The sequence below is a fragment of the Methanoculleus sp. genome, assembly GCF_036677455.1.
In the GTDB taxonomy this organism is placed as follows: domain Archaea; phylum Halobacteriota; class Methanomicrobia; order Methanomicrobiales; family Methanoculleaceae; genus Methanoculleus.
This window is the reverse complement of the sequence record NZ_JAVBWL010000032.1, coordinates 42,255-69,185: the sequence shown is the minus strand read 5'-3', so window position 1 is coordinate 69,185 and position 26,931 is coordinate 42,255. Positions and strand designations below refer to the sequence as shown.

General features: G+C 63.4%; 25 protein-coding genes and 1 pseudogene. 3 read left to right on the top strand and 23 right to left on the bottom strand.

Annotated elements, in window-relative coordinates; genetic code table 11:
- Both V6K60_RS07745 and V6K60_RS07740 read right to left on the bottom strand, forming a co-directional pair.
- Window positions 1-320: pseudogene (locus V6K60_RS07745) on the bottom strand (GHMP kinase); the annotation flags it as partial.
- Between the two features lie 14 nt (window positions 321-334).
- On the bottom strand, window positions 335-886 hold the full coding sequence (locus V6K60_RS07740; RefSeq protein WP_332449945.1) for a ferredoxin domain-containing protein: 552 nt from the start codon (window positions 884-886) through the stop codon (window positions 335-337).
- An 83-nt stretch (window positions 887-969) separates the two neighbouring features.
- Here V6K60_RS07740 and msrA point away from each other — a divergent pair, with 83 nt between their 5' ends.
- Window positions 970-1,461, top strand: coding sequence for a peptide-methionine (S)-S-oxide reductase MsrA (gene msrA, locus V6K60_RS07735; RefSeq protein ID WP_332449944.1), 492 nt, complete (start codon window positions 970-972; stop codon window positions 1,459-1,461).
- Between the two features lie 8 nt (window positions 1,462-1,469).
- Here msrA and V6K60_RS07730 read toward each other — a convergent pair whose 3' ends face one another.
- From V6K60_RS07730 to purH, 21 genes are all read right to left on the bottom strand, one after another.
- Window positions 1,470-1,883: a PaaI family thioesterase gene (locus V6K60_RS07730; protein ID WP_332449943.1), complete on the bottom strand. Its 414-nt coding sequence runs from the start codon at window positions 1,881-1,883 to the stop codon at window positions 1,470-1,472.
- A gap of 4 nt (window positions 1,884-1,887) precedes the next feature.
- The gene (locus V6K60_RS07725) at window positions 1,888-2,586 is read right to left on the bottom strand and encodes a glycosyltransferase (protein WP_332449942.1); all 699 of its coding nucleotides are present in this window, start codon (window positions 2,584-2,586) and stop codon (window positions 1,888-1,890) included.
- Window positions 2,583-3,557: a glycosyltransferase family 4 protein gene (locus V6K60_RS07720; RefSeq protein ID WP_332449941.1), complete on the bottom strand. Its 975-nt coding sequence runs from the start codon at window positions 3,555-3,557 to the stop codon at window positions 2,583-2,585. Before V6K60_RS07720 ends, V6K60_RS07725 begins: the two co-directional genes overlap by 4 nt.
- A complete protein-coding gene (locus V6K60_RS07715) occupies window positions 3,554-4,867 on the bottom strand; it encodes a protoporphyrinogen/coproporphyrinogen oxidase (protein ID WP_332449940.1) in 1,314 nt (437 codons plus the stop codon). The genes V6K60_RS07720 and V6K60_RS07715 overlap by 4 nt, the downstream gene beginning before the upstream one ends.
- 106 nt (window positions 4,868-4,973) lie before the next feature.
- Window positions 4,974-6,062, bottom strand: coding sequence for an epoxide hydrolase family protein (locus V6K60_RS07710; RefSeq protein WP_332449939.1), 1,089 nt, complete (start codon window positions 6,060-6,062; stop codon window positions 4,974-4,976).
- Between the two features lie 91 nt (window positions 6,063-6,153).
- Window positions 6,154-7,545, bottom strand: a complete 1,392-nt coding sequence (locus V6K60_RS07705) for an NAD(P)H-dependent oxidoreductase (RefSeq protein ID WP_332449938.1) — start codon at window positions 7,543-7,545, stop codon at window positions 6,154-6,156.
- 69 nt (window positions 7,546-7,614) lie between these two features.
- Complete coding sequence (locus V6K60_RS07700) at window positions 7,615-8,184, bottom strand: hypothetical protein (RefSeq protein ID WP_332449937.1); 570 nt, start codon at window positions 8,182-8,184, stop codon at window positions 7,615-7,617.
- Window positions 8,185-8,291: 107 nt separating this feature from the next.
- Entirely contained in the window at window positions 8,292-9,053 is a 762-nt protein-coding gene (locus V6K60_RS07695; protein WP_332449936.1) for a 4Fe-4S binding protein, read from the bottom strand.
- A 294-nt stretch (window positions 9,054-9,347) separates the two neighbouring features.
- Window positions 9,348-10,535 (bottom strand): radical SAM protein, encoded by a 1,188-nt coding sequence (locus V6K60_RS07690; RefSeq protein WP_332449935.1) that lies wholly within the window; start codon window positions 10,533-10,535, stop codon window positions 9,348-9,350.
- Window positions 10,535-11,332 (bottom strand): EFR1 family ferrodoxin, encoded by a 798-nt coding sequence (locus tag V6K60_RS07685; protein WP_332449934.1) that lies wholly within the window; start codon window positions 11,330-11,332, stop codon window positions 10,535-10,537. Before V6K60_RS07685 ends, V6K60_RS07690 begins: the two co-directional genes overlap by 1 nt.
- Window positions 11,333-11,440: 108 nt before the next feature.
- The gene (locus V6K60_RS07680) at window positions 11,441-13,027 is read right to left on the bottom strand and encodes a sodium:solute symporter family protein (RefSeq protein WP_332449933.1); all 1,587 of its coding nucleotides are present in this window, start codon (window positions 13,025-13,027) and stop codon (window positions 11,441-11,443) included.
- A gap of 299 nt (window positions 13,028-13,326) precedes the next feature.
- Window positions 13,327-14,910 carry a sodium:solute symporter family protein gene (locus V6K60_RS07675; RefSeq protein WP_332449932.1) on the bottom strand — a complete coding sequence of 528 codons (1,584 nt, stop codon included), beginning with the start codon at window positions 14,908-14,910 and terminating at the stop codon, window positions 13,327-13,329.
- 206 nt (window positions 14,911-15,116) lie between these two features.
- A complete protein-coding gene (ilvN, locus tag V6K60_RS07670; protein ID WP_332449931.1) occupies window positions 15,117-15,620 on the bottom strand; it encodes an acetolactate synthase small subunit in 504 nt (167 codons plus the stop codon).
- Window positions 15,617-17,290 carry a biosynthetic-type acetolactate synthase large subunit gene (gene ilvB / locus V6K60_RS07665; protein ID WP_332449930.1) on the bottom strand — a complete coding sequence of 558 codons (1,674 nt, stop codon included), beginning with the start codon at window positions 17,288-17,290 and terminating at the stop codon, window positions 15,617-15,619. The genes ilvN and ilvB overlap by 4 nt, the downstream gene beginning before the upstream one ends.
- The gene (locus tag V6K60_RS07660; RefSeq protein ID WP_332449929.1) at window positions 17,262-18,773 is read right to left on the bottom strand and encodes a 2-isopropylmalate synthase; all 1,512 of its coding nucleotides are present in this window, start codon (window positions 18,771-18,773) and stop codon (window positions 17,262-17,264) included. Before V6K60_RS07660 ends, ilvB begins: the two co-directional genes overlap by 29 nt.
- Before the next feature lie 94 nt (window positions 18,774-18,867).
- A complete protein-coding gene (locus V6K60_RS07655) occupies window positions 18,868-19,536 on the bottom strand; it encodes a DUF4013 domain-containing protein (protein WP_332449928.1) in 669 nt (222 codons plus the stop codon).
- 177 nt (window positions 19,537-19,713) lie between these two features.
- Complete coding sequence (locus V6K60_RS07650; RefSeq protein ID WP_332449927.1) at window positions 19,714-20,409, bottom strand: DUF4013 domain-containing protein; 696 nt, start codon at window positions 20,407-20,409, stop codon at window positions 19,714-19,716.
- A 251-nt stretch (window positions 20,410-20,660) separates the two neighbouring features.
- Window positions 20,661-21,302: a DUF4013 domain-containing protein gene (locus V6K60_RS07645; protein WP_332449926.1), complete on the bottom strand. Its 642-nt coding sequence runs from the start codon at window positions 21,300-21,302 to the stop codon at window positions 20,661-20,663.
- Between the two features lie 207 nt (window positions 21,303-21,509).
- The gene (locus tag V6K60_RS07640) at window positions 21,510-22,202 is read right to left on the bottom strand and encodes a DUF4013 domain-containing protein (protein ID WP_332449925.1); all 693 of its coding nucleotides are present in this window, start codon (window positions 22,200-22,202) and stop codon (window positions 21,510-21,512) included.
- Window positions 22,203-22,321: 119 nt separating this feature from the next.
- Window positions 22,322-22,765, bottom strand: coding sequence for a GNAT family N-acetyltransferase (locus V6K60_RS07635; RefSeq protein WP_332449924.1), 444 nt, complete (start codon window positions 22,763-22,765; stop codon window positions 22,322-22,324).
- 23 nt (window positions 22,766-22,788) lie between these two features.
- Window positions 22,789-24,273, bottom strand: a complete 1,485-nt coding sequence (purH, locus tag V6K60_RS07630; RefSeq protein ID WP_332449923.1) for a bifunctional phosphoribosylaminoimidazolecarboxamide formyltransferase/IMP cyclohydrolase — start codon at window positions 24,271-24,273, stop codon at window positions 22,789-22,791.
- A gap of 313 nt (window positions 24,274-24,586) precedes the next feature.
- On the opposite strand from purH, the gene V6K60_RS07625 reads away from it, so the two are divergent.
- On the top strand, window positions 24,587-25,096 hold the full coding sequence (locus tag V6K60_RS07625) for a nucleotide exchange factor GrpE (protein ID WP_332449922.1): 510 nt from the start codon (window positions 24,587-24,589) through the stop codon (window positions 25,094-25,096).
- Between the two features lie 4 nt (window positions 25,097-25,100).
- The gene (dnaK, locus tag V6K60_RS07620; RefSeq protein ID WP_332449921.1) at window positions 25,101-26,927 is read left to right on the top strand and encodes a molecular chaperone DnaK; all 1,827 of its coding nucleotides are present in this window, start codon (window positions 25,101-25,103) and stop codon (window positions 26,925-26,927) included.
- Window positions 26,928-26,931: the final 4 nt, after the last annotated feature.

Genomic DNA, 26,931 nt, shown 5'->3' with positions numbered 1-26,931 from the left:
TCCACGAAGTGCCGGAGGATCGGTTCGCGGGTGTAATCAATCTCGATCCCCGATTCCGTGCACGTAACCTCGGCGGTGCAGTAGACGCCGATGGCAAACCCGATCCCTCCCCCGCCGGGACGGTCGGGAGAGAACCGGTTCATGTCGAGCACGGTGAGGTGGATCCTGGCCGGGGCGCGAACGACGACGGTACCGGCCACCGGGCTGAGCCGGTAGTCCATCTTGAGGCCACACGGCCGGATATTCTCGCCAGGGGAGAAGGAGGTGAACTCGTACTCGACGAGGTCGAGATCCCCTCCGCGGATCTTCATGATGGGCATGCTGTCACTTCGTTTTAGCGTGTACGGTCAAAGAAGATATCCTTTCCCGATGCCCGGAGCGGGATACCATAGGCCACCCCGCATCCTTCCAGCCACCCGAGCGAGAGCGCGCCGACACCGACCGAGTACATCACCCGGTTGTCGACGTTGTGGATGCTCGCGGTCTTGACCGCAGAACCGACCGCGATCCCGATATCCGTCATCCTGACGGCACAGTTCGGGCCGCGGAACGGGACCGATGCCGGGGAACCCCGCTTCTGCGCTTCAAGCATATCCACGCAGGTAGGGTACCCGCACGCGCCGCAGTTGAGGCCCACGGCGTCGTCAAAGAGCGATCCGATGAGGAGGCAGGCGTCGCTTGCGGCGACATTCCCCGCGTCCCGGAGGAAGAACCCCACGTTGTGCCGCTCGCCATACTCACGCATCGCCTCCGCGAGCACGTTCCGCTCATCTCCGACGACGATCATCGTCTTGATCACATCGATGCCCCGGGCCTTCGGGGCAGTGCGCGCAGAAAGCGCCATCAGCCGGGCGACCATCTCCACGGCGTCAGATTCAAAAGCCATGGGGATACGTGGAACCGGCCGGAGATAAGGATATGCCCGGGAGCGATACATTTTTCCGGGAACCCCCCGAAGGAAGGAGTGTCATGGCACCGGAGAAGAGAGACGAGAGGGCCACATTCGGCGCGGGGTGCTTCTGGGGTGTCGAGGAGACGTTCCGGCGCGTACCCGGCGTCGTGGATACGGCAGTGGGGTACATGGGAGGCAGAACCTCAAACCCGACCTACGGGGAGGTCTGCACGGGAAGGACCGGGCATACGGAGGTCGTGCAGGTGACCTACGACCCCAGGAAGGTCTCATACCGGACGCTCCTTGACGAGTTCTGGAACGCCCACGACCCGACGACACCGAACCGGCAGGGACCCGATATCGGGGTGCAGTACCGGTCTGTGATCTTCTACCACACCCCGGAGCAGGAGGCAGAGGCGCGGGTGTCAAAAGAGGAGATGAACCGGTCGGGAAGGTTCCGGCGTCCCATCGCCACCGCGATCGAGCCCGCGGGGACGTTCTGGCGGGCCGAGGAGTACCACCAGCAGTACCTCGCAAAACGCGGGGGCGGGCACTGCCGGGTCGGGTAGCGGCGGAGTTACCCCTGCCCGGTCTTGAACCCGACGCCCTCAAACGAGGCGACGTGACGGTCGCCCGAGTAGACGTCGACGGCGTAAACCGACGTCCTCTCCGTTTCAGAGACCATGTACGCGACCGCTTCGAGCGTCTCCCCTGCCGGGATAGTGAGGTAGCGGATGTTTGCGGAGATCGCGATCTCGTCGATCCCCTCCATGTTCGCGGCGATACCAAACGCGTGGTCCGCGAGGGCGAAGATCGCGCCCCCGTGGGTCGTGCCGTGACCGTTCTTCATGCCCTCCGTCGACATCGCCACCCGGACGCGATCGCCCTCGATCGCCGTGACCCTCATCCCGAGCAGGCGTGCGAACCCGCAGGAGTCAGAGCGTTGCACCGTCCTTCTACAGGCTTCCGGGATGGATGCGGCCTCATTCATGGAACTACTTGTACTCCCGCTGCGAGTAGGTGGCGCCGCCCGCCTCGCCGCCGCGAAGGACGATATAGAACCATTCCGCTATCGACTTGAGCGTCCCGAACTGCTGGTAACGCCGCATCGAGAAGCCCACCTTCAGGCCCGAATCGAGGTAGACCTTCCCGATCTTCCGCATCCTCTGGGCTATCTCGAGGTCGTCCCCGGCATCAATGCAGCGATACATCCCCGCCCGGACGAACGCCTCGCGGTCGAAGGCCGTGTTGCACCCGAGCGTGAAGTAGATCGTCCTGGTGTGGTAACCCAGGCGCGCAAAGGTGTTTGCGCCAAGGAGAGAGAGGTGGTTTTGGACGCCCCCCTCGATCGGGTAGACCGTGCCGTAGAGCTGCACGATATCGCGCTCTGCAAAGTTCCTCTCGATCCGCTCCACCCAGTCACGGGGGAGGATACAGTCGGCATCCGTCGTTGCGACGATATCGCCGCTTGCCGCCATCGCACCGTCGTTTCGCGCCCCCCCGACCCGTTTGCTCGTCTGGATGAAGACCTTGTCTGCGAGGGGCTCGGCCAGCTCCCGGGTCTTATCTTTCGAGTTCCCGTCGACGACGATGATCTCGTAAGAATCCCGCGGCACCGTCTGGTCGGCGAGCGACGCAAGACAGCGCTCAATATTCTGCTCCTCGTTGTAGGTCGGAACGACCACGGAGATCACTCGATCAACTCCTGGTATAGGTGTTGATGCCGTTTTGCTATAAGCGTGATGTCGTATTTCTCCGTCGAGGCGCGTGCCCTTGCAGCGCAGCGTTTCAGGGTCGCCTCGTCCGCGAGAAGGGCCCGCGCCTCGTCGAGCTCGGAGAAGAAGAGGACCGAGTCCCCGAAGATCTCCCGGAACTCGTAGATATCCCGGGCAATCACCGGGAGGCCCGCCGAGAGGGCTTCCACGATCACAAGGCCGAACGTCTCGGCGTGCGAGGGCATGAAGAAGATGTCCGCCCCGCTGTATGCCCGGGATATATCGTCGATGACGCCGGTGAAGATGACGTTCTCGTGGGCATGGGTCTTGAGCATCTGGATCTTCGCGTAGTCCTTTGAGAACGTCCCGTAGGGGAACCCGCCCACCCAGACCCAGGTCATATCGGGGTGCAGGTCGGCGAGCTTGAAGAAGTCGTAGATGCCCTTCCGGGGGGTCTGCTGGCCGACGGAGAGGACCACCTGCCGGCTGTGGTCGATGCCGTACTCGTCGCGGAACGATTTGCGCTTCTTCTTCTCCCGCTTGAAATACGCCCGGTCGATGCCGTTCGGAATGAGCGTCTTCGGGACGTCGGGGACGAGTTGTTCGGTCTCCCGGTGGCAGGGCTCCGATATCGTGATGATGTGGTCGAACTGCCGGTAGACCTTCGGGTATACCGTGTTTATCCTCTTCGAGAAGGCGACGTTCCCCTCGTTGAGACGGGGGGTCGAGTGGGCGGTCAGGACCTTCACACCCTCGGTGAACTTCAGGTGGTACATCGCCCAGGGCCCGAAGGTGTGGTAGTGGGTCAGGTCGAAGTCGCCGTGATACAGGTTGCGGGAGACCTCCATGTCGGGGAGCAGGGCGAGGTGATTATACAACGTTCGTGCCGCCGTTGCACACCCGATGTAGCGCAGGAAGCGGAAGTCCTCGACGAATATGTTGACCTTCATCCATCCGTCCTCACGAAGTCGATGGCGCTCCTGATGCAGCCGTCCATATTGAGGTACTCGAACTGCGAGAACCGGCCGACGAGGTCGATGGACCGCTCCCGGCAGAACTCGCGAACGATCTTGATGTTCTTCTGGTACTCGGTGTCGTAGACGACGTAGGCGAACTGCTCCCGTGCGACGCCGGTGTAGACGACGTTCTCCCGCGAAGGGATGATCCCGGCGGCGATGAGCGATGTGACGGTATGCTCGATCACCGCATCGTCCGTCATCGCCGAGACCTCATCGCCGTCGTTGTAGGTGATCTCGGCGAGGATCGATGAGTGACCGGGTGGGGCGACCGCCGTGCTGTAGTTCGAGGGGAACGATATCCGGTTGAAGAGCCCCGTGGCCGGGTCGGGGACGTAGAGCCATGATATATCGGGGACACCGCCCGATAGGCCGATGAAGACCGAACAGAGCGAGTTGTAGCGGAGGGCGTCGCAGGCCGCCTGGACCTCGGCCGGGACGTCGGAGAGAGCCGGGAGCAGGTTCTGGAGCGGGATCGTCGATACCAGGCGGTCCGCGTGGACGGTCTCTCTCCCGTCGCTGACGACAAACCCCCCGTCCTCCTCGCGGATGGAGGTGACCGCAAAGCCGGTCCGGACGACCGGAAGGATAGGCCCGGCGATCGCGCGGATCAGAGCCTCGATCCCGCCCGTCACCGGGTAGGAGAAGACCGCCTGGTGGGTGTAGCCCTCGGTCTCGATCCCGATCGCCGACCGGATGATATCCTCGACCGGCGGGCGGGGGATCCGTCCTTCAACCCAGTGGTGCGACATCCGGCTGGCCGGGTAGTTCCAGATCTTCTCGTTATAGGGGAGCATGTAGCACTCAGCGATGCCCCGGCCGAAGGTGCAGGTGATCCACTCGGCAAAGTTTTTCGGCGGCGGGACCTCGCCCTTCTCGACGGCGATGAGGTTCTTGACGAACTCGTTGATGCAGAAGAAGCGGTCTTCGTCAGGGAGTTGATACAGGCCGTTCTCGAAGGGATATTTGACGTAGCGACCCTTGTAGAGGATCTTTGTGTTCCGCTTCCGCCGGTCGGCGTTCTCACCGAGGACCGAGAGCATGAAGGAGAGGACTTCGGTGTCACGGGAGAAGAGGATGTGCGACCCGCCGGAGTCAAACGTGAAGCCTGCCTCTCTCACCGAGCGGCAGAGCCCCCCGATCGTCTCGTTTCGTTCGAGGACGATCACGTCGTCGCCCTGTTCGTGGAGCAGGCGGGCCAGCGTAACCCCGGTGAGACCGCCGCCCAGTACCGCCGATTTCACATTCCTATTGTTTAATGCCGAAGCCTTATATGGTTGACCATCCGTTTTGCCAGAGTTGCCCCCATTCTTGCGTGAAAATCCGGCGAGACCGGGAACGGGTGAACGCCTACAATCTTTGCAGTTCGTTCGCGAACGCCCACAGGTTCTCGGCGTAGAGTTCGGGCTCCTCCCAGGCCGTGAAGTGCCCGCCGCGAGGCAGGTCGGTGAAGCGCACGAGGTTCACCCTCCGCCCGGCCCACTCGCGGGGCAGCGGGGCGTCGCGGGGTGGGTGGGCGACGGCTGCCGGGACGGGGGTGCGCCGCCAGGGGCCCAGGACCGCGTGGGTGTCGAGGTAGTACCTGCGGGCGGAGGAGGCGATCGTCCCCGTCACCCAGTAGATCGTGATGTTTGTGAGCAGATCGTCGCGGCCGATGCGTGCTTCAACCTCCTCGCCGGTCGTGCCCGAGGCCATGAAACTCATGATCCAGGCCGCGAGGCCTGCGGGCGAGTCGGCAAGCCCGTAGGCGAGGCTCTGGGGTTTGGTCGACTGGACCATATTGAAGGCGCCCTCGCTCATCCACCACCCCTGGATGAACTCCGCGAACGCGACCTCGGGCTCGGTGAGGGCCGAGAAGTCCGTCGCCCCGTCGGGGTAGCCGACGTCGGTCAGGTGGATGCCGAGCAGAGCGTCGGGGTGCCGTTCCGCGAGGGATTGGGCGATCAGTGTCCCCGCGTCGCCGCCGGCCGCGATGAACTTCTCGTAGCCGAGCACGTCCGCCATCAGTTCGGCGAAGAGGTCGCCGGTCTCGGCGGTGGTCATGGCCTTCCGGTCGGAGAACCCGTGGCCGGGGATGGACGGGACGACCACGTCGAAGGAACCGGTCAGGAACGGGATAGCCCGGTGGTAGCGGTAAAACGAGTCGGGCCAGCCGTGGAGGAGGAGGAGCGGCACCGGGTCCGGTCCTTTCCCGCGCTCGTGGATGAAGTGGACCCCCGTCCCGCTGACCTCCGCCCTGAAGTGGGCAAACCGGTTCAGGTACGCCTCGTGCCTGCGCCAGCCATACCGGTGAAGCCAGTAGTCGACCAGGTCTTTCATGTAGGAGAGAGCGGTGCCGTACTCCCACCCGGCGCCGTCGTCGGGCCAGCGGGTGGCGGCGAGTCGCCGGCGCAGGTCATCGAGGGCAGCCTCCGGGACGGCGATGGTGAAGGGCTCCATGCTCCGGGTGGACGACCTGCCTCCGGTTATACATTTCGCGTGGGGCTGCATCAATAGACCATGTGGCAGGGTCAGGCAGCGCTGCGGAATCTTATCGCCTTTTCTTTCTCTCTGCCAGGACCCTGCTTGATTCAATCGACTTCTGCAGGGGCTGGACCATGTAGTCGGGCATATTTTTCACCACGTCCCGCCGGACGGCAGGGATGCTCATCGCAAGGGAGGTCACCCGGGTGACGATCCTCTTCGGGTAATCCCGGGTGGGAAAGTCATAGAGCCCGTGCTGCCGGTAATACCGATCGTCCGCCTTGAAGATCGCCCGCATCCCACCCCAGATCTCGTCCCGGAAGATCTTGTGGCCGGCGACAGCCGGGAAGGTGGGCGGCGCGATGTACCCCCGGTCCGCGAGCCGCACGGAGCGTTCGGCAAGAGCGTGCAGGGCGGCACCGGTCTCGCCCGACTCGTCGGTCACGATCCCCGCAAGGTTGGCTCCCTCCATCGTCGCGAGATCGGTGAGGACCTCCCGGAGGTTCGAGAGGTGGCCGAGCGGCCCTTCCACCAGGTACCCGATCTGCTTTCCCTCGAATGCCGGCACGTGGCCGTTTGAGAAACTCCGGTCGAAGAACTGCTTCCAGGCGGCCGAGAGGAACCGGTCCCGGATGGTCCCGGCCATGACCAGGATATCCGCGGGAACGACATACTCCTCCCAGAACGCCGAAAACCCGTCGTCGTAGACGCAGGTGTTCTCGAAGGCGCACCGGCAGCACCCCAGGCAACCGCCTTTCATCCCGGCGTCCCGGATATGGGCGACCTGGACGGGACCCGCGCAGCACGCCGCAAGCCCGTCCACCATCGCCGCGAGGCCGGAACCGGGTTCTCCATCGTGGAGGATGGCCACCCGTTTCCCGCGCGTATCCACCGGCACCGGGGGGCTCGTCGGGGCGTAAGAAGGTTCAATCGCAGGCAATGGTGGAAATACTCTCTGGACCGGCCGCCGCTCGACGATTGCCTCCAGGAAATCGGAGAAGAAGAAGATGAGTTGCTCCTGGAACGCCTCGCTCCGGAGGTCCTCCATGTGGGCGGAGCAGAACCCGACGTAGCGCATCCCGAGGTCGTCGCAGATCCCGTGCAGGTAGGCATGGGCGGTGTGATCGAAGAAGCGGATGGATGTGGTGAGGCAGGCGGCATACTTCCCCGAAAACACCCCCGCCGCGTTCCGCTCGCCTATCAGTTCGATGAAGCGCTTGAGCTGCGCCGGGACCAGCATGACGTAGACCGGGGTTGCCCAGAGCACGCCGTCGCACTCCTCTACCGTGGCGAGCAGCCCGTCCCACGCCTCTTCCTGCCGCTCGAGCGCCTGGATCTCCCGTCCCGCGTGCAGGACGGTGAAGGTGTGGTCGGGGAATGCCTCCTCGAGGAACCGGACGTACTGGAGGGTGACGCTCTTCTCGCCCTTGGGGCTCCCGGAGATGATACAGATCTGCATGGTTTCGCCTCATCACGCTTAATATATGGATCTGAAGCAGGCGGGGGGATATACCTTGCGGGAGGAGGGTTACGCGCCGGCCCGCACCCTGTTCGCAGCCCATCCGGCGGCCGCAGCGAGAACGAGCAGCATGCTGACCGCGATGAACGTGAACTTGATCGGCGAGAAGACGGCAGTGAACACCGCAACCCCGTAGAGCTCCGCCGGATAGGCGAGGAGCATCGCGATGACCCCGGCATTCTCGCAGTAGTCGGCGGCGGCCGCGACGAGCGGGACGACGTTTGCGCGCATCCAGGGGCTCTCCGCCGGGAGCCACCGGGAGAGGAGCCAGGATATCGCGACCGCAAAAAAGAGCGTGTATGCCGCCGGGAAGACGAGGTCGAGCGGCACGATCCGCGTCAGGTAAAACGCCCGCCCGGCGTCCCCGAGCGCCGCAAGCATCGCGTAGGCCTCAACCGGGGTGTAGGTGAACGCCATGTCGAGAATACCTGCGCCGCCCGTGATCTCCTCGAGCGCAGCAAGGCCGAACGGCCGGCCGTTGATCAGGGCCGCTGAGAAGGCGAAGAAGGCGAACGATGCAAGGAGCGTTCTTCCCGACGAGATCCGCTGGATGGCGGTGGAGACCGTATCGACGATCACAGCCTCCCCCTCCACGCATACCCGGCGGCGTTATCCGGGCAGTATGCCGCGATCGGCGCAGGCCGGGTCTTTGGTGCCATGAGGATCTCCGCCGCCGGGGTGGGTGCTCACCGGCCCCCTACGCCGTAGGCGATGGCCCCCTCCGGGCAGGCGTCGGCGCAAGCAGCACAGAGGATGCACTCGGCACTCTCCATATCCTCCTCCCGGACCCTGCCGTGGACGTCGAGGCCCATCGGGCACGCCTTCGAGCATCTCCCGCAGTCGATGCACCGGCCGGCATCGGCAGCGAGCTGGAGCGCCGGCCACCCGACGGCGTTCCTTATCTTCCGGCCGGCGATCATCAGGCCGGCGATTGGGCAGACGACACGGCAGAACCCCCGCCGACCCGTGACGAACGCGACCAGAAGGATCGTGAAGAAGATCACCGCCACGATTATCAGGACCTCGAAGGAGGTGACCGAGAGACCGTTCACCGTGCCGTAGAAGGGATCGACCGCACGGATTCCGCCGGCACCGATGAAGAGGTAGGCAATCAGCGCAAGCCAGAGCACCGTGACGCCGTACTTGACCAGGTTGCCCCGGCCGTCCTTGACGGTGCGTCTCGTAACGGGCGAACAGATCTCCTGCCATGCTCCCATCGGGCAGAGCCAGCCGCACCAGAGGCGGGAGACGCCGAGCGAGAGGACGAAGAGCGCGGCAAAGAGGAGCATGCTGCCGGCGGCGATACCTTCGGCCGCCCCCATCAGGATGACGATGGGGGAGATGTAGAAGATCGTTACCGGAATGAGGAGGAAGGAGACGATGAGGATCGCTTTCCGTATCGTCTGGCGCGAGAGTCGCGACTTCTGTGACAGGGTTTCCTGTTCCATGATAATTTCCTTAACTGATGGTCGTGCGGGTCTCTCACCCTGCCGGAACAACCCTTCTGATCGGGTCTCTTCCGGGGGCTGTGAGCATCCGCGCGCCGCAACCCTCATATTTTTGTCAAAGAGCTCCTATAAAACTTTCTCTGGCGGTTTCGCCTCAATTGCAGGGGCTGTTGCAGAAATAAGCAGAAATTAAGACTCCGATACCGTTATTCTCCAGGCAATCTCGCCGTCTCCGGGAGGTTGGTCGACCGGCTCCCGAATTTCAGCATCGATGTAGTATGACATCCGGCCGCCTCACCCCTCCATAGCATCGTCGTGCTCCGCCGTTACGGCGACGATCCCCTTCTCCGGGCCGCCAACCGCGGCGTCTTCTCCGGGCACCCCGGCCGGAGCCTTCTCCCGGCGTATGAGCGCCTCCACCCATGCCCGGTTCGCCCGGAGCGCACAGCCGCCGCTCGACTCCGTGAGGACCTCCGGCGTCTCGCGGAGCCGGTTGAGCAGCCCTGACCGCAGGGCGTCCTTGAGCGGGACGGCCGCGAGGTTCGCGTCCGAGTAGGGGGCCGCGGGGCAGGGCTCGAGGTCGCCCGAGGGGCTGACGTGGACGAACCCCCTCCCCGCGGCGAGGCACCCGCCGTAGGCGGCCTCGTCGCCGGGGAAGCCGATGAAGAGCGCCGGAAACGTTCGGTCATAGTCCAGAAGCACCACTTGAAGGCTCTTCTTCTGTTCGGGGGTGAGGACGAGGCCCTCCGTGCCGGGCACCATCGGCACGTACTCGACGAACGCAAAGGCCCGGGCACCAGCCTGGAGCATCTGCCGGATGAACTTCTCCCCGGTAACGTCCATGAAGTTCTCCCGCGTCGCGGTCACGGAGCAGCCGAAGAAGACGTTGCGACCCTTCAGCCGGGCGCATACCGCAATGAGCCGGTCGTAGACCCCGCTGCCCCGCCGCCGGTCGGTCTCGTCACGGAAGCCCTCGAAACTGATGACCGGGACCACGTTCCGACACCCCGCGAGCATCTCGGCGACCGTATCATCTATGAGCAGGCCGTTCGTGAAGACCGGGAAGAGGACGCGGGGGTGGGCGCGGGCGAGGCAGAAGATCTCCTCCATCCGGACGAGCGGCTCGCCGCCGGCGAGGACGACGATGGAGACGCCGAGTGCTGCCGCCTCGCCGACGACCGAGGCGAGGACATCCGGCTCCATCTCGGCCCGGTGGCCCCCGCCCCGCCCGTGCATGTAGCAGCCCGCACACGCGAGGTTGCACCGCGAGGTGACGCTCACGATCATCACCGGCGGGACGAGGAGCCCTTCCTGTTCGTGCTTCCTCCGCACCGCCGCCGCTCGTTTCTGGTGGCGGAGGATGACGGCGCCGGAGAGGGCAAGGGCCGGATTGCTTGCTATGATCCTGACTGCCCGGCCGAGAGTCTCCTCGAGGGTGGCGTTGAACAGGTCCCGGTAGCGGTTGCTCTCGTCCACGGTCATCAGGGCTCCCGCTGGCGCTCCAGTTCGGCGATGCCGACCGATGGGTTCCGGTAGCGCTGCCTCCCCTCGGTGCCCTTTCCGGCCTGGATCGCCCCGGCCGGGCAGAGGTGGATGCACCCGCAGCAGAGTTCGCAGCGGTGGTTCCAGACCGGCTTTCCCTCGACGATCTCGATGTTTTCTGCCGGGCAGACGGCGGCGCAGGTGCCGCAGGACGTGCACCGCTCATCCACCGTGAACTTGCGGTCGTCGCCGTGGACGCGGGAGAGGAACCGGGGGTACATGACGGCCTTGATGAGGCGTGTCAGGGGTGCGTGGGGGAGGTTTCGCCGCTCCCCCCTCCCGATTCGGGCCGCGATCGCCTCGAACTCAGAATCCGCTGCGGCAAGCAGCCGGTCCCGCTTCTCCCCTGCAGGCGATTCGTACATCAGGATGTAGTTCCCCGGCATGCTCACCGAGAACCCTGCATCGAGCCCCCTTCCGTCCCGCTCCCGGAGGATCCCGTCGAGTTGCCGGAGAGCGGCCGCACCTCCGCCCCCTCCGTGGGTGACGACCGCGAATACGTAGCCCGCCGGTGCGGCATCGAGGCGCTCCGCAAACGCCGTCACCATCGCCGGGAGCCCGGAGAAGTAGACCGGGCAGACGATCCCGACCCGGCCGGCGTCAGGGGTGATAGGCCCGGAGGTCTTCGCGAGCGACGCGATGGGGACGATCGCGGTCTCCCCGAGGGCTGCGGCGATCTTCTTTGCGGCGGCAAGGGAGTTTCCCGTGCCGGTAAAATAGTAGATGATGGTCTTCATGGCAATCTCCTCTCCACCGGTTGTCCTGGCAGTCTAAGTCTCTGCTCAAGGGGGATATGGACTTTACCAAGGCTCACGGGAGGGAAAAATGGCGGGAGCCTCCCGCCGTCACTCCCGGCGGGGCGACTCCCGGTCGACGAAGAGGGTCTCGCCGGGGCTCGCGGCCGGTGAAGGCTGACCGGGCGACTGGATGAACCAGCCGGTCCGGGTGTTATCGAGCACGTCCTGGGAGTTCCTGGCGGTCATGAGGCTGACGACGACCATGGCGACGGCCGAGAGGACGAGGGCGTAGAGGCTGAAGTGCACCGGGAGCGATCCCACGAACTTGGAGTAGTAGCCGAAGATGCCTGATGCAAGAAGTCCGACCGCCATGCTCGCGATCGCCCCCTCGCCGGTCGCGCCGCGCCAGTAGAGCCCGGCGAGCAGCGGGACCGCGAACGTCGCGAGCATCACCCCGATCCCCATCCAGATCAGGAAGGCGAGCATCTCCGGCGGGTTGATCGCGAGGAGGAGCGTGCCACCGGCCGCGAGGACGATCGCGACCTTCGAGACGAGGATCACCTCCCTGTCAGTCGCCGAGGGCCGGAGGATGTTCTTGTAGACGTCCCATGCAAACGAGGTGCCGACGGTGAGCATCAGCCGGTCGGTTGTCGACATCACCGCCGCAAGGACGATCACCGCAAAGAACGCCCAGAACGCCACGCTCGGCATCGCGTGCTCGACGCCGACGATGAAGGCGAAGTCCTGTGCGTTTACGGCATCCGGGAGCACCAGTGTCCCCTCTTCGACGAGCGACCGGACGGCAAACCCGGTGAACTTGACGAGGAACATCACGATCGCGTAGATCCCGAACGCGACGAGTGGTGCCCACTTGAAGTAACGAGCCTCTTTTGCGGCAAGGACGTTATTGATGACGTGCGGGGCGCAGGCGAGGCCGACCATCAGGAGGATCCCGAAGGAGACGAGGAACTCCGGCGTCGCGTAGGCGTAGGGAGCGTAGGCCGGGCTCGGGAACCAGGGCTGGACGAAGTTCGGGTCGACTCCGGCGATGACCGTGTTGATGTGCTCAAGCCCGCCGGCGCTCATGATGACCGGCGGGGCCATCAGGAGGACGCCGAGGATCAGGATGGCGCCCTGAAAGAGGGTCGTCCAGGATACGGCGTAGAGCCCCCCGACGACCGTGTAGGCGGTGATGATGATCCCGGAGATGAGGAGCGCCTGCCAGTGGGGGATGCCAAAGAGCCAGACGAGGACGATGCTGATCGCGGCATACTGCCCGACCAGGTAGATCAGCGAGACGACGATGCCCGCGACGGCCGAGAGACCTCTGAGCGCCCGCGTGCTCTCGAACCGTTCGGCGAGGTAATCCTGGATGGTCAGGTAACCCCGCTCCTTTCCGATGGCGTTCAGTTTCACCCCGAAGAAGATGAGACAGAACGAGGCCGCGAGCGGCACAAAGATCTGTTCCCAGATGCCCGGCCAGCCCGAGGTGTATCCGAACCCGCTGACGCCGAGCAGGGTCATCCCACTGCAGATCGAGCAGACGATCAGGATCGTGAAGACCCAGAAGCCGAGCGATCTCCCGGCGAGGATGTAGTCCTCGGTGTTGTGAATCTTCTTCGATGCCCAGCTCCCGATGCCGACGAGCACGACAAAGTAGAGCACGATCAGGGCGAGCGTAACGAGGTCCGCCATCAGGATGCCTCCGTAAACCGGAGACCCCAGAGGGTGAGCAGCACGACGACCAGGGCGACGGTGCCGCCCACGATGATTGCTGTTTGGAGAGGGAGTGCGTAGAACATACTGTGCCAATGTGTGGCACGCTAGCATATAACACAATCGATCCGGACAGCGAGATCTCCCCGATGAACGGCCCGGACTGCCGGATCAAGAGAAACTCATTTTGAGGTCATCACGGCTTTTACCCCGCAAAGGAAAGCAGTCCTGTCCATGAAGAAAAAGATGACGCCCGGGAGACCGGGAGGGTTCCGCCGTCAGTTCCGGCGGGGCGAGTCCCGGTCGACAAACAGGGTCTCTCCCGGGCTCGCGGCCGGTGAAGGCTGACCGGGGGACTGGATGAACCAGCCGGTCCGGGTGTTATCGAGCACGTCCTGGGAGTTCCTGACGGTCATGAGGCTGACCACGATCATGGCGAGGATCGAGAACGCGAGCGCGTAGATGCTGAAGTGCATGGGGAGGGGCGCCACGAACTGGTGCCAGTAGCCGAAGATGCCCGACGCAAGAAGCCCGACCGCCATGCTCGCGATCGCCCCTTCTTTCGTCGCGCCGCGCCAGTAGAGCCCGGCGAGCAGCGGGACCGCGAACGTCGCGAGCATCACCCCGATCCCCATCCAGATCAGCCACGCGAGCATCGTCGGCGGGTTGATCGCAAGGAGGAGCGTCCCGCCGGCGCCGAGGACGAGAGCGGCCTTCGAGACGAGGATCACCTCCCTGTCAGTCGCCGAAGGGCGGAGGATGTTCTTGTAGATGTCCCATGCAAACGACGTCCCCACGGTGAGCATCAGCCTATCCGTCGTCGACATCACCGCCGCGAGGACGATCACCGCGAAGAGCGCCCACAACGCCACGCTCGGCATCGCGTGCTCGACGCCCGCGATGAAGGAGTAGTCCTGGGCGTTCACGACGTCCGGGAGGACGAGCGTCCCCTCCTCGACGAGCGACCGCACGGCGAACCCGACGATCTTGACGAGGAACATCACGACCGCGTAGATCAGGAAGGCGACGAGCGGCGCCCACTTGAAGTAGCGGGCCTCCTTTGCCGCGAGGACGTTGTTGACGACGTGCGGTGCGCAGGCGAGCCCGACCATCAGGAGGATCCCGAACGAGAAGAGGAACTCCGGCGTCGCGTAGGCGTACGAAGCGTAGGCCGTCGGGAACCAGGGCTCGACGAAGTTCGGGTCGGCCCCGGCAAGGACGGTATTGATATGGGTCAGGCCCCCGGCGCTCATGATGACCGGCGGGGCCATCAGGAGGACGCCGAGGATCAGGATGAGGCCCTGGATGAGACCTGCCCACGACACGGCGTAGAGCCCGCCGACGACCGTGTAGGCGGTGATGATGACCCCGGAGATGAGGAGCGCCTGCCAGTGCGGGATGCCGAAGAGCCAGACGAGGACGATGCTGATCGCGGCATACTGTCCGACCAGGTAGATCAGCGAGACGACGATCCCGGAGGTTGCCGCGAGCGCCCGGACCGCCCGGGGGCTCTCGAACCGTTCGGCGAGGTAATCCTGGACGGTCAGGTAACCCCGCTCCTTTCCGAGGGTGTGGAGTTTCACCCCGAAGAAGATGATGCAGAACGAGGCCGCGAGCGGGACGAAGATCTGCTCCCAGATGCCCGGCCAGCCCGAGGTGTATCCGAACCCGCTGACGCCGAGGAGGCTCATCCCGCTGCAGATCGAGCAGACGATCAGGATCGTGAAGACCCAGAAGCCGAGCGAACGGCCCGCGAGGATGTAGTCCTCGGTGTTATGGATCTTCTTCGATGCCCAGCTCCCGATGAGGATGAGCACGACGAAGTAGAGTCCGATTACGGCGAGTACTGTGAGGTCTGCCATTCAGGGGGCCTCCCTGAACCGGAGCCCCCAGAGGGCGAGCAGCACGACGGCCAGGACGACGGCGCCGCCCACGATGATCCCTGTCTGGAGAGGTAATCCGAGGAACATGCAGTGTTAGCGTGAGGCATGCTAACATATAACACAATCGAAAGAAATCCCGGAAGCCTGTCTCGTTGAGGCTGAAATCGCCAGATCTAAAAAGGATATTACTTGGAACTCTTCACGGTCTTTGCGCCCCGGAGGAGAGCAATCTTACCCGTGCGGACGAGTTCCTTGATGCCGTAGGGGCGCAGGAGTTTCTCCAGCGCGTCGATCTTCTCCGTATCCCCGGTCACCTGGAGGACCAGCGTCTTTGACCCGACATCCACGACCTGGGCGCGGAAGATATCGGCGATCTGGAGGATCTCGGCGCGGGCCGGGCCGCTCTCGGCGGCAACCTTGATGAGGGCGAGTTCCCGTTCCACGCTCTCCCGTTCCGTCAAGTCCGAGACCTTGATGACGTCGATGAGCTTGTTGGTCTGCTTCATCACCTGCTCGACGACACCGTCGTCGCCGTTCACCACGATCGTGATCCGGCTCATATCGGGCTCTTCGCAGGGCCCGACGGCAAGGCTCTCGATGTTGAACCCCCGCCGCGAGAACATCCCGGCGACCCGGCTCAGGACGCCTGCCCGGTTCTCCACGAGGACGCTCACCGTATGCGGTTTCATCGCTGCCTCACCCCGATCATCTCGTTGATCGCAGCACCGGCCGGGACCATCGGGAAGACGTTCTCCTCCCGCTCGACCCGGAAGTCCAGGACGAACGGCCCGTCGGTGGCGAGCGCGGTCTCGATCGCCTCCCGGACGCCGTCCTTCTCCTCGACCCGGAGCCCATCGACCCCGTAGGCGTTCGCGATCTTGACGAAGTCCACCGGCGGGAGCTCCGTGTAGGAGTAGCGGCGGTCGTAGAAGAGTTCCTGCCACTGCCGCACCATGCCGAGGTACATGTTGTTCAAGATCACGACCTTGACGGGGATCTCGTACTGCGCCACCGTCCCGAGCTCCTGGATGTTCATCTGGAAACTCCCGTCGCCGGCGACGTCGACGACCGGAACGTCCGGGCAGGCGTAGTGGGCGCCGATGGCCGCCGGGAACCCGTAGCCCATCGTCCCGAGGCCGCCTGAGGTGATCCAGGTCCGGGGTTTCTTGAAGCAGTAGTAGAGCGCGGCCCACATCTGGTTCTGGCCGACCTCGCTCGTAATGATCCCTTCGCCCTTCAGGACGTCGGAGAGCTCCTGGATGACGTACTGCGGGTGGAGAAGGCCGTCGTCGCGGTAACTGAGCGGGAACTGCGCCTTCCAGGCGTTCGTCCTGGCAACCCAGTTCGCCGTATCGCCGCGTTTCTGCATCCGCCGGAGGAGCGTCTGGAGCACCGCCTTCACATCGCCGACGATCGGGACGTTGACCACCTTGTTCTTCCCGATCTCGGCCGGATCGATATCGATATGGACGATCGCCGCGTTCGGCGCGAAGGTCTCGATCTTCCCCGTCACCCGGTCATCGAACCGGGCGCCGACGGCTATCAGGAGGTCGCACTCCGTGACGGCGTAGTTCGCCGACTGGGTGCCGTGCATCCCGAGCATCCCGAGGTTGAGCGGGTGATCGCCCGGGACGGCGCCGAGGCCCATCAGGGTCGTCGTCACCGGGATGGCGGTCGTCTCTGCGAACTCAAGGAGTTCGGCCGATGCTCCCGAGAGGACCACCCCCCCGCCCGCGTAGATGAGCGGCCGCTCTGCCCCGGCGATCAGGTCGAGCGCTTTGTCGATCTGCCGGACGTGCCCCTGGTAGGTGGGCTGGTAGCCCCGGAGGGAGACCGTCTCCAGGACGGGGTTGCTCTTTGCCACGCTCGTGGTGACGTCTTTGGGGAGGTCGACCAGCACCGGGCCGGGGCGGCCGGTCCTGGCGATGTAGAACGCCTCCTGCACCACGCGGTCGATATCGGCGACATCTTTGACCAGGTAGTTGTGCTTCGTCACCGGCATCGTGATCCCGGTGATGTCCGACTCCTGGAAGGCGTCGTTCCCGAGAAGACCGGTCGGCACCTGGCCGGTGAGCGCCACGACGGGGATCGAGTCCATATAGGCCGTCGCGATCCCCGTGACCAGGTTGCAGGCACCGGGACCGGAGGTGGCAAGGCATACTCCTACGCGGCCGCTCGCGCGCGCGTAGCCATCGGCCGCGTGCGCCGCTGCCTGCTCATGCCTTACCAGAATGTGCCGGATCGACGAATCGTAGAGTTCATCGTAGATCGGCAACACCACGCCGCCGGGGTAGCCAAAGATGGTATCCACCCCTTCACGCTGCAGCGCTTCAATCAGAGTCTTGGCTCCGGTCTTCATGCTCTTCCCTGAGTAATCTGTTCATCCCGGCGATAACTGCTTCGACGCTTGCCATGATGATGTCGGTCCGGGCACCCCGCGAGGTTACGGTCTTCCCGTCCTTGCTGAGTTTTACCGAGACGTCAACGAGAGCGTCTGTACCGCCGGTTATCGCGTCCACGCTGTATTCATCGAGTCGCACACTCCCGACGACCGCGACCGATCGCTGGAGCGCGCGGATCGCCGCATCCACCGGCCCGGTCCCGACTGCGGCACCGGTGATCTCGTCGCCGTTGACAAGCATCGTCACCGAGGCGGTCGGGACCGCATTGCTTCCCGAGACGATGGTGAACTGGCGGAGTTCAAGGCAGGGCGTAAACGCGATCTCCATGACGGTATCGGCGATCGCCATGATGTCGGCATCGGTTATCCGCATCCCGGTATCCCCCACCTGCTTGATCCGGCCGACGATCTCGGCAAGCTGCGCACTGTCCGGGGCATACCCCATGTCGTGGAGGGTGGCCTCGACCGCCGCCGACCCGGAGTGTTTACCGAGGACGATCCGGCGCTTCCGTCCGACCCGTTCCGGCTGGAGCGGCTCGTAAGTGCTCGCGTCTCGCATCACCCCGTGAGCGTGGATGCCGCTCTCGTGGGTGAAGGCCATCTCGCCGACGATCGGCTTGTTGGTCGCAAGCGGCACCCCGGTCAGCCGGGCGACGTGGGTCGAGAGGTGGTACAGCTCCTCGGTCCGGATCCCGGTCTTCTTCCCGTAGAGAATCTCAAGCGCCATCACCAGTTCTTCGAGGGCGGTGTTCCCCGCCCGCTCCCCGAGGCCGTTGACGGTGACGTGGGCGCAAGTCGCCCCCGCCCGGAGGGCGGCGACGGTGGTTGCGAGCCCAAAGCCGAGGTCGTCGTGGCAGTGGATCGAGAGCGGGGCAAAGAGGAGCGGCGGTATGATCGCGGCTGCCCGCTCGGGCGTGAGGAGCCCGACGGTGTCGCAGAAACAGAGCCGATCGGCTCCCCGGTCCACCCCTTCCCGGAAGACCTCTGCAAGGAACGTCTGGTCGGCACGGGACGCGTCTTCACCGGATAGTTCCACAATCAGGCCGCGCTCCTTCGCGTACTCAACGGCGCTCCAGGCCATACTCGAGACCTGCTCACGGGTCTTCCTGAGCTTCTTGCTGATGTGCAGGTCGCTCACCGGGATGACGAGGTGGACGGAGTCGGCGCCGGCGTCGGCGGCGAGGTCGATGTCCCCGGCAAGGGCCCGGACGTAGGTGCAGGTCTCGGCGGCAAGCCCGGCGTCGGCGATGGCGCGGATGGACTCGCGTTCTCCCGCCGATGCGGCGGCAGAACCGGCCTCGACGACGTGAACGCCGACGTCGGAGAGGTGCGTTGCGATCTCAAGTTTCTGTGCCGGCGTGAGAGAGACACCCGGTGTCTGTTCGCCGTCCCGTAAGGTAGTGTCAAAAAAGCGTGTCGATTCAACAAATAAAACGATCACTCATAGTGCAATTCACCGACAGAGAGTTGGCGGCAAGGCTACTTAAATGTTGGGCATTTGGGGAGTTCTGGTGCAGGAGAAAAAGGGAGGGGGTTTACGCCGGCGCCGGGGCGCTCTCGTAGATGAGGGCGACGTAGCGGGAGGAGAAGACGATGAACGCCGGCGTGAGGATGAAGACGAGAAGCCCGCCGAGGACCGGGATGAGCATGAGGACGAACTGCACCACCGTGATCACGATCCCCATGACAAGGAGGGCGATGAAGACGTTCAGCCACCCCACGCTGCCGATGTGGGAGAGGAGGGTGCCGAACCGGAAGGCCTCGCCCACGCTGCCCGTCCGGGAGAACCGGACCACCGCAAAGGTCGAGAGGAGCCCGATGACGATGGCGAGGACGACGAAGATGACGAGGAGAGCAAGGAGCACGAAGATGCCCGTCTCCGGGCCGGGAGCGGTGCCGGTCCCCTGAGTCGTCGTCACCGAGACCGGGATGAAGTACGCCGCAAAGCCGACGACCGCGAGGATCCAGACCGGGATGGTGTAGACGATCGTGATGACGAGCAGTTTGATACCGTCGATAAAGAGTCCGATCCAGCCTTCAGGCTCGGGGGCGGGCTTTGTGCCGCTCATGACCCGGACGCTGTAGCCGTAGATGAGCGGGAAGATGATCGTGCTGACGAGCAGGAGGAGCCAGCGGGTCCACCTGCCCCAGAGGGCCTCCTTCGTGTAGTCGAAGGAGTCGCTGAGTAACCGGGTGTAGTCCATGGGTATCACCGTATGTTGGGGTAAAGCATCGCGTGTTTGGGGAGATAAACACGCTGTTTTGTTTGCAAACGGCGTTGCAAGGCGGCAGGGCAATATCCGTAGAGGGATGTGGGCTGCCGCAAAGGATGCCGGCAGAAGTGGGCCGGGAGAAAGAAAAATTGGGTTATTCTCCAATCCTTACGCGGGAGCGGGTGTTTCTTCGTAGACCTGGGCAAAGTAACGGGCGTAGAAGATGGCAAACGCCACGTTGAGGAAGGCGGCGATGAGCCAGCCCAGGATCGGGATCGAGGCAAGGAGGCCGACGATGAAACTGTAAACAAACGCGATGACCAGGAGGACGATGACCGCGATGATCCAGGTTCCCCAACCGAGTTTGCCGATGTGGCTAAAGATCGCCCCGAAGTTGAACGCCTCGCCGAGGCTGTCGGTGTGAGCAAAGCGCAACACGGCGAACAGGGCAATGAACGCCATGATGACCGCAATGATCCCGGCGATCAGGAAGCCTCCGATAAGGCTCAGCGCCGCAGCGCCTGCTGCTGCAGGGTCGCCGCCGGCGGCCTCACTGGCGAGCACCCCGATTGCGCCGAGTCCACCGAAGATCAGGAAGACCAGGATCGCCGGGAGCATGTAGACCAGCGTGATGATGTTCATCTTCCATCCATCGACAAAGAGCCTGGCCCAGTCGTCGACCTCGGGGGCCGGCGTCTTCCCCGCGAGCACCCGCACGATGTAACCGTTGAGGAGCGGGATCAGGGAGAGGGTGAGCGCCTGCACGAGTGACAGGACGGCCAGGATGACCCAGTGCATCCACTTTCCTATCAGGGCATCCTTGGTGTACTCAAATGCCCTGGAGACTACTGTACCGTATTCCATAGGTGTATCACCTACGAGTAGATGTGAGAAAACGGGATATAAATATATTGGATCAATCAGGTTACACACCTGGCGTTTTCCAGAAAATAGTGCAATTATATTCGTATAAACGCCTCAATACCAACACAGTCTGCCCGGGCAAGAACCGGAGCGCCCCAGCATATATACCCCGGTCCAGGCAGGGGTGCTGACCCTGTACCGTGCCCGTATCCTGCCGGGCGATCCCGGTCACGAAAAGAAGAGGTTGGGTTTTAAGCCGGTGCCGCGGCGCTCTCGTAGATCAGCGTCATGTACCGTGCCGTGAAGATGTACCAGACAGGGTACAGGAAGAGCATGATCAGCCAGCCGAGGACCGGGATCATGCTCAGTATGCTAACGATGAAACCGAAGACGATCCCGACGATCCAGAGAACGATGAGGGCGATGATGTAACTGCCCCAGCCGATCTTCCCGATGTGCTCGAGAATGGCGCCGAAGGCGAACGCCTGGCCCATGCTGTCCTTCTGTGCGAACCGGATCATACCGATCGCCGCGATGAGCGATATGATGATCGCAACGACGATCATGATCAGGATACCGATGCCAACCGTCCCGAGGGCGGCCATGGGATCGCTCATCATGCCCGCAGGTATGATGAAGAGGGCCATGACGATGAAGACCGGGATGGCGTAGATGATCCCGATGATGAGGAGTTTTATGCCGTCAATGAACATTCCCACCCAGTTGTCGGTCTCGGGAGCCGGCTTTACACCGCTGTAAATGCGGACCATATACCCCATGATCAGCGGGAATATGATCGTGCTGATGACGAGCAGGATCCACTGGAACCACTTGCCCCATACAGCGTCTTTTGCATAGCTGAACGAATCGCTCAGCATGTTACCGTAATCCATAGATAAATCACCTACGGTTTACGGTGAGATAATCCAACATAAAAGCATTGCTATGTTTACTTAATTCATAGCCCTCCTTCGCAGAAATGTGGCAACCGGTGCCGGGCGATCGCTGTGAAGGCGCCCTTACGGGAGCCGGGGCGCCCCGACAGATACCTCTGCCGGGGGAAGAGACCGCCAGCGATGATGCAAGGGAAGGGGGCCGCATCACCCCGGCGCCGGAGCGCTCTCGTAGGCCGCGGCAAGGTAGCGGGCGCGGAAGATCCCGTACACCACCCCGAGGAAGAGGTTGATGATCCAGCCGGCGACAGGCACCGAGACGATCAGCCCGGTCACGACCGCATAGGCGAGGCCGATGAGAGCGAGGATGATGACCGCGACGATCCAGGACCCCCACCCGATCCGGCCTATGTGTGAGAAGATCGCCCCGAAACTGAACGCCTGGAAGAAACTTCCCATGTGGGCGAACCGCACGATGGCAACGAGGGAGATAAACGATATGATGACCCAGACAACGGCCGCGATCGCGATCCCGGTGACGGCAGCGGCGATGGCCGAAGCCCAGACGTCGGGGTTGTCGAGCCCCCTTGCCGCTATGGCGGAGATCGCCGCAATCCCCCCGAAGACGGCCAGGACCAGGATCACGGGGATCAGGTAGATGAGGGTGATGATGTTCAACTTCCACCCATCGACAAAGAGCCTGCCCCACTCGTTCACGTCGGGGGCGGGCCGCCTTCCGGCGAGCACCCGGACGATGTAGCCATTGTAGAGCGGGATTAAAAAGAGCGTGAACGTCTGGATGAGTGAGAGGATGACAAGGACGAGCCACCGCCCCCATTCGCCCCAGAGGGCATCTTTCGTGTAGTCAAGCGACCGTGAGATGAGGTTGCCGTAGTCCATAGTATATCACCTTCGGCCGTGGGAGGGGCGGTGGGAGTATAAACGTTTTGAACAGCCGCGTTCTTGAGCCGGTGCGCCGTCCCGACACCCGAACCGGGGTCTGACAGAGCCCCAGATGGTCAGAGGTCCTTTCTCAGGTAGACCATATCGACGAGCTGTTCGCCGCAGTCGTACATCGGATGGTCGTAGTGATCGACAAAGAAGTTCTCGACCCGGTGGGAGAGGGTAAACCCGCACCGCTCGTAGAACCGGAGGATACGGGGAGGGTCCCCCGTGCCGACGAGCATGACGCGGCACCTGCCCCGGTAGTGTTCGAAGATGTATTCCACGAGCCGCCTGCCGTAGCCCCGGCCCCGGAACTCCTCATACGTGGCTATGTTCTTCAGTTCACAGATGCCGTCGCCTTCGTGCGTCACCACGCAGATACTCTTGAGATCGCCGTCATAGAGGGCAAACATATCCCCGCGGTCCAGGTAGGCATCGATCATGGATTCCTGCTCGTCTCCTTCGAGCAGCAGGTCAAGGAACCGCCGCTTATCATCCCGGATCTGTTCAACCTTCATGGCGAATCCTGCGAAAAAAGGGATCAGTGCCGGAAGTGCCGCACGCCGGTGAAGACCATCGCGACATTGAGCCGGTTTGCCGCGTCGATGACTTCCTGGTCCCGGATGGAGCCGCCGGGCTGGACGAGCGCCGTCGCGCCCGCCGCCGCCGCGACCTCCATCGTGTCGGGGAACGGCAGGAAGGCGTCCGAGGCGACCGCCGAGCCGGCGAGGGGGCTCCGGGCCTTCCGGACCGCGATCTCCGCGGACTCGACCCGGTTCATCTGCCCGGCGCCGATCCCGATGACCGCCTTTTCGTTTGCGAAGATGATGGCGTTGCTCTTCGTGTGCTTGCAGACCTTCAGGGCGAGTTTCATCGCCTCCATCTCGTGGGCGGTGGGCTCCCGCTCGCTCACGACCCGCCAATCCTCGCGGTAGGACCCTGTCCGCTGGACCAGGACGCCGCCGTCGATGCTCCGGACCTCGTCCTGCACCACCGGCTCGGGCAGCCGGAGCACCCGCATGTTCTCCTTTGCCTTCATGATCTCGAGCGCCTCCGGCGTGTAGGACGGGGCGACGACGACCTCGACGAACGTCCCCGTGAGTTCGCGGGCGACATCCTCCCCGACCTCACGGTTCATGGCAACAATCGACCCGTAGGCCGAGACCGGGTCGACCTCGCGGGCAGCGATATAGGTATCGAGGAGGATCTCCCCCGTCGCGACGCCGCAGGGGTTGTTGTGCTTGACGATGACCACGGCGCACTCCTCGAACTCCCGGAGCAGGCCGACCGCGGCGTCAACGTCGAGGTAGTTGTTGTAGGACATCTGTTTGCCCTGGAGCGGCTGCTCCCCGGCGATGCCGGCATCGCCGTAGACCGCCGCTGCCTGGTGAGGGTTCTCGCCGTAGCGGAGCGTCCTCCCGCCCCGGTACTGGAGGGTGAGGACGTCGGGGAACGGTCGGTCGATCCCGGTCAGGTAGTTCGCGATCGCGCCGTCGTAGGCCGCTGTCCTGGCGAACGCCTTCGCGGCAAGAGCCAGCCGCTCTTCGGCCGTAAACCCGCCCCGCCGGACGGCTGCCGCCGCCGTGCTGTAATCGGCGCTGTCCACAACGACCGCGACGTCCTTATGGTTCTTCGCCGCCGCCCGCACCATCGCCGGCCCCCCGATATCGATGAACTCGATGATCTCATCGACGCCGAGACCTGCGTCCCGCATCGCCTCGAAGGGGTAGAGGTTCACCACCACGAGGTCGATCGGCTCGATGCCGTGCTCCTGCATCACAGCGTCGTCGATGCCGCGGCGGCCGAGGATGCCCCCGTGGATCTTCGGGTGGAGGGTCTTGACCCGCCCGTGCATCATCTCGGGGGAGCCCGTGTAGGTGGCGACATCGATGTACGGAACGCCCGCCTGCTGCAGTGCGGCCCCGGTGCCGCCGGAGGAGAGGAGCCGGTAATTGTGTTCGACGAGAACCTTTGCCAGATCGACGATGCCTGCTTTATCCCAGACAGACAGCAGTGCCCACTTCATGGATACAGGTGAGCGGGATAGAGGGATATATATTTGGCGCCGCTCACGAGAACGGCCGCCTTTTACCCTGCCGGCCCCCGGGAAACGTGGGTCCCGGTGCCAGGGAGAGCGCCGGGACGGTGGGAGGGGAGGGGGGCCCCATCTCCCGTGGATCTGCATACCGGCGGGAGAATATCGATAGATGAGTTCCCGATCGGAGATCTGACCTGCTACCGGAGCCGGATGCCGGCCACATACGATAGTATTATATAGAACCACATTACAATAAATAATCGAACCAATACATTACATCATTCTGAAGCAGGTTAAGCGTATGAAGGGAGATACATCCGAACCAAACGAGAGCAAACAGGATCTCACCAGATCCGCGGATGCGGCATCTTCATCGCTTGAAGATCTGCAGAAGGCATATAACGACTTGAACAGCCGTTATCTGCGTCTTGCAGCGGATTTCGACAACTACCGTAAAAGGATGGCCCGGGAGATCGACGCCCGTACAACCTTCGCCATCGAAGAGTTCGCGGTTGAGTTGCTCGACGTCATGGACAACTTCGAGCGGGCGGAGAAGACCGAGAGTGCAGGCCTCAAGGAAGGGATGGAGCAGATCAAGAAGCTCTTTACGACCATCCTTGAGCGGCACGGCATCACGCCGATCGAATGCCGGAACCTTCCTTTCGACCCGGAACGGCAGGAGGCGATCGCCTACGTGCCTTCGGACGCGAGAGAGGGTACCGTGATCGATGAGGCTATCCGCGGGTACTGCATGCAGGATAAAGTCATCAGATGTGCAAAAGTCGTAGTTTCTAAGGGAAAGGAGGAGTAAACAGATGGTTTCAGAGAAAGTTCTCGGTATCGATCTTGGAACGACCAACTCGTGCATGGCGATCATGGAAGGCGGGCGGGCGACGGTCATCGCCAACGCCGAAGGCGGCAGGACCACCCCGTCCGTCGTAGCGTTCACCAAGGAGGGTGAGCGGCTGGTCGGCACCGTCGCAAAGCGGCAGGCTATCACGAACCCGAAGCGCACCATTCAGTCGATCAAACGAAAGATGGGCACGAACGAGAAGGTCGAGATCGGGGAGAAGAGCTACACGCCGCAGGAGATCTCTGCGATGATCCTCCAGAAGATGAAACTGGACGCAGAGGAGTACCTGGGCGAGAAGATCGCGAAGGCCGTCATCACGGTGCCCGCCTACTTCAACGACGCTCAACGGCAGGCGACGAAGGACGCCGGGACCATCGCCGGCCTCGAGGTCCTCCGGATCATCAACGAACCGACCGCGAGCGCGCTGGCCTACGGCATCGATAAGGAAGGCGAGTCCACGGTGCTCGTCTACGACCTTGGCGGCGGCACCTTCGATGTCTCCATCCTCCAGCTCGGCGACGGTGTCTTCGAGGTCAAGTCGACCGCCGGCAACAACCGTCTCGGCGGCGACGACTTCGACAAACTGGTCGTCGACTACCTGGTCGATGAGTTCCGGAAGAAGGAGGGCGCCGACCTCAGGAAGGACCCGGTCGCGATGCAGCGGCTGCGCGACGCGGCCGAGAACGCGAAGATCGAGCTCTCCACCGTCCAGAAGACCAACATCAACCTCCCCTACATCACCACGACGGAGAGCGGCCCCAAGTTCCTGGACTTCGACCTCACCCGCGCGAAGTTCGAGAGCCTGATCGCCGACCTCGTCGACTCGACCCTCGGGCCGGTGAAACAGGCGCTCTCCGATGCAAAACTGAGCGCCGACGATATCAGCCACGTCCTCCTCGTCGGCGGGTCGACCCGGGTGCCGCTCGTGCAGGAGACCGTGAAGAAGGTCCTCAAGAAGGAGCCCGACAAGGGGATTAACCCCGACGAGTGCGTCGCTCTCGGCGCCGCCATCCAGGCCGGCGTGCTGACGGGCGAGACCAAGGATGTCCTGCTCCTCGACGTGACCCCGCTCTCGCTCGGCATCGAGACGCTCGGGGGCATCGCGACGAAACTGATCGAGCGCAACACCACCATCCCGACGCGGAAGAGCCAGATCTTCTCGACCGCGGCCGACGGCCAGACATCGGTCGAGATCCACGTGATGCAGGGAGAGCGGGCGCTTGCAAAGGACAACTTCACCCTGGGCCGGTTCCAGCTCACCGGTATCCCGGCAGCACCCCGGGGGATCCCGCAGATCGAGGTCACGTTCGATATCGATGCAAACGGCATCGTCCACGTCTCGGCAAAGGACCTCGGTACGGGCAACGAGCAGTCGATCACCATCAAGCCGCAGGACTCCCGGCCGTCCGAGGCCGATATCGAGCGGATGATGAACGACGCGAAGAAGTTCGAGGCGGAAGACCAGAAGAAGCGCGAAGAGATTGATCTACGGAACACCGCCGACACCGCGGTCTTCACCGCCGAGCGGGCCCTCAAAGATGCGGGTGACGCGGTCGAGGCCGCGGAGAAGGAGAAGATCGAGAGCGCGATCGCCGACCTCAAGAAGGCGCTCGAAGGCGACGACCTCGAGGCCATCAAGCAGAAGATGGACACCCTGACCGAAGCGGTATATGCGGTCACGACGAAGATGTACCAGCAGGCACAGCAGCAGGCTGCACAGCAGAAGGCGGAGGGGGCCACAAAGAAGGATGATACCGTCGTCGATGCCGATTACGAAGTCAAAGAGTGAGGTC

Excerpts from the sequence above, each read along its gene's own strand:
- V6K60_RS07705 (WP_332449938.1), bottom strand. The coding sequence starts at position 7,545 with ATGCAGATCTGTATCATCTCCGGGAGCCCCAAGGGCGAGAAGAGCGTC.
- V6K60_RS07690 (WP_332449935.1), bottom strand. The coding sequence starts at position 10,535 with ATGACCGTGGACGAGAGCAACCGCTACCGGGACCTGTTCAACGCCACC.
- V6K60_RS07675 (WP_332449932.1), bottom strand. The coding sequence starts at position 14,910 with ATGGCAGACCTCACAGTACTCGCCGTAATCGGACTCTACTTCGTCGTG.
- V6K60_RS07645 (WP_332449926.1), bottom strand. The coding sequence starts at position 21,302 with ATGGATTACGGTAACATGCTGAGCGATTCGTTCAGCTATGCAAAAGAC.
- msrA (WP_332449944.1), top strand. The coding sequence starts at position 970 with ATGGCACCGGAGAAGAGAGACGAGAGGGCCACATTCGGCGCGGGGTGC.
- V6K60_RS07655 (WP_332449928.1), bottom strand. The coding sequence starts at position 19,536 with ATGGACTACACCCGGTTACTCAGCGACTCCTTCGACTACACGAAGGAG.
- ilvB (WP_332449930.1), bottom strand. The coding sequence starts at position 17,290 with ATGAAGACCGGAGCCAAGACTCTGATTGAAGCGCTGCAGCGTGAAGGG.
- purH (WP_332449923.1), bottom strand. The coding sequence starts at position 24,273 with ATGAAGTGGGCACTGCTGTCTGTCTGGGATAAAGCAGGCATCGTCGAT.
- ilvN (WP_332449931.1), bottom strand. The coding sequence starts at position 15,620 with ATGAAACCGCATACGGTGAGCGTCCTCGTGGAGAACCGGGCAGGCGTC.
- V6K60_RS07640 (WP_332449925.1), bottom strand. The coding sequence starts at position 22,202 with ATGGACTACGGCAACCTCATCTCACGGTCGCTTGACTACACGAAAGAT.
- V6K60_RS07720 (WP_332449941.1), bottom strand. The coding sequence starts at position 3,557 with ATGAAGGTCAACATATTCGTCGAGGACTTCCGCTTCCTGCGCTACATC.
- V6K60_RS07685 (WP_332449934.1), bottom strand. The coding sequence starts at position 11,332 with ATGAAGACCATCATCTACTATTTTACCGGCACGGGAAACTCCCTTGCC.
- V6K60_RS07680 (WP_332449933.1), bottom strand. The coding sequence starts at position 13,027 with ATGGCGGACCTCGTTACGCTCGCCCTGATCGTGCTCTACTTTGTCGTG.
- V6K60_RS07730 (WP_332449943.1), bottom strand. The coding sequence starts at position 1,883 with ATGAATGAGGCCGCATCCATCCCGGAAGCCTGTAGAAGGACGGTGCAA.
- V6K60_RS07695 (WP_332449936.1), bottom strand. The coding sequence starts at position 9,053 with ATGGAACAGGAAACCCTGTCACAGAAGTCGCGACTCTCGCGCCAGACG.
- V6K60_RS07740 (WP_332449945.1), bottom strand. The coding sequence starts at position 886 with ATGGCTTTTGAATCTGACGCCGTGGAGATGGTCGCCCGGCTGATGGCG.
- dnaK (WP_332449921.1), top strand. The coding sequence starts at position 25,101 with ATGGTTTCAGAGAAAGTTCTCGGTATCGATCTTGGAACGACCAACTCG.
- V6K60_RS07635 (WP_332449924.1), bottom strand. The coding sequence starts at position 22,765 with ATGAAGGTTGAACAGATCCGGGATGATAAGCGGCGGTTCCTTGACCTG.
- V6K60_RS07625 (WP_332449922.1), top strand. The coding sequence starts at position 24,587 with ATGAAGGGAGATACATCCGAACCAAACGAGAGCAAACAGGATCTCACC.
- V6K60_RS07710 (WP_332449939.1), bottom strand. The coding sequence starts at position 6,062 with ATGGAGCCCTTCACCATCGCCGTCCCGGAGGCTGCCCTCGATGACCTG.
- V6K60_RS07650 (WP_332449927.1), bottom strand. The coding sequence starts at position 20,409 with ATGGAATACGGTACAGTAGTCTCCAGGGCATTTGAGTACACCAAGGAT.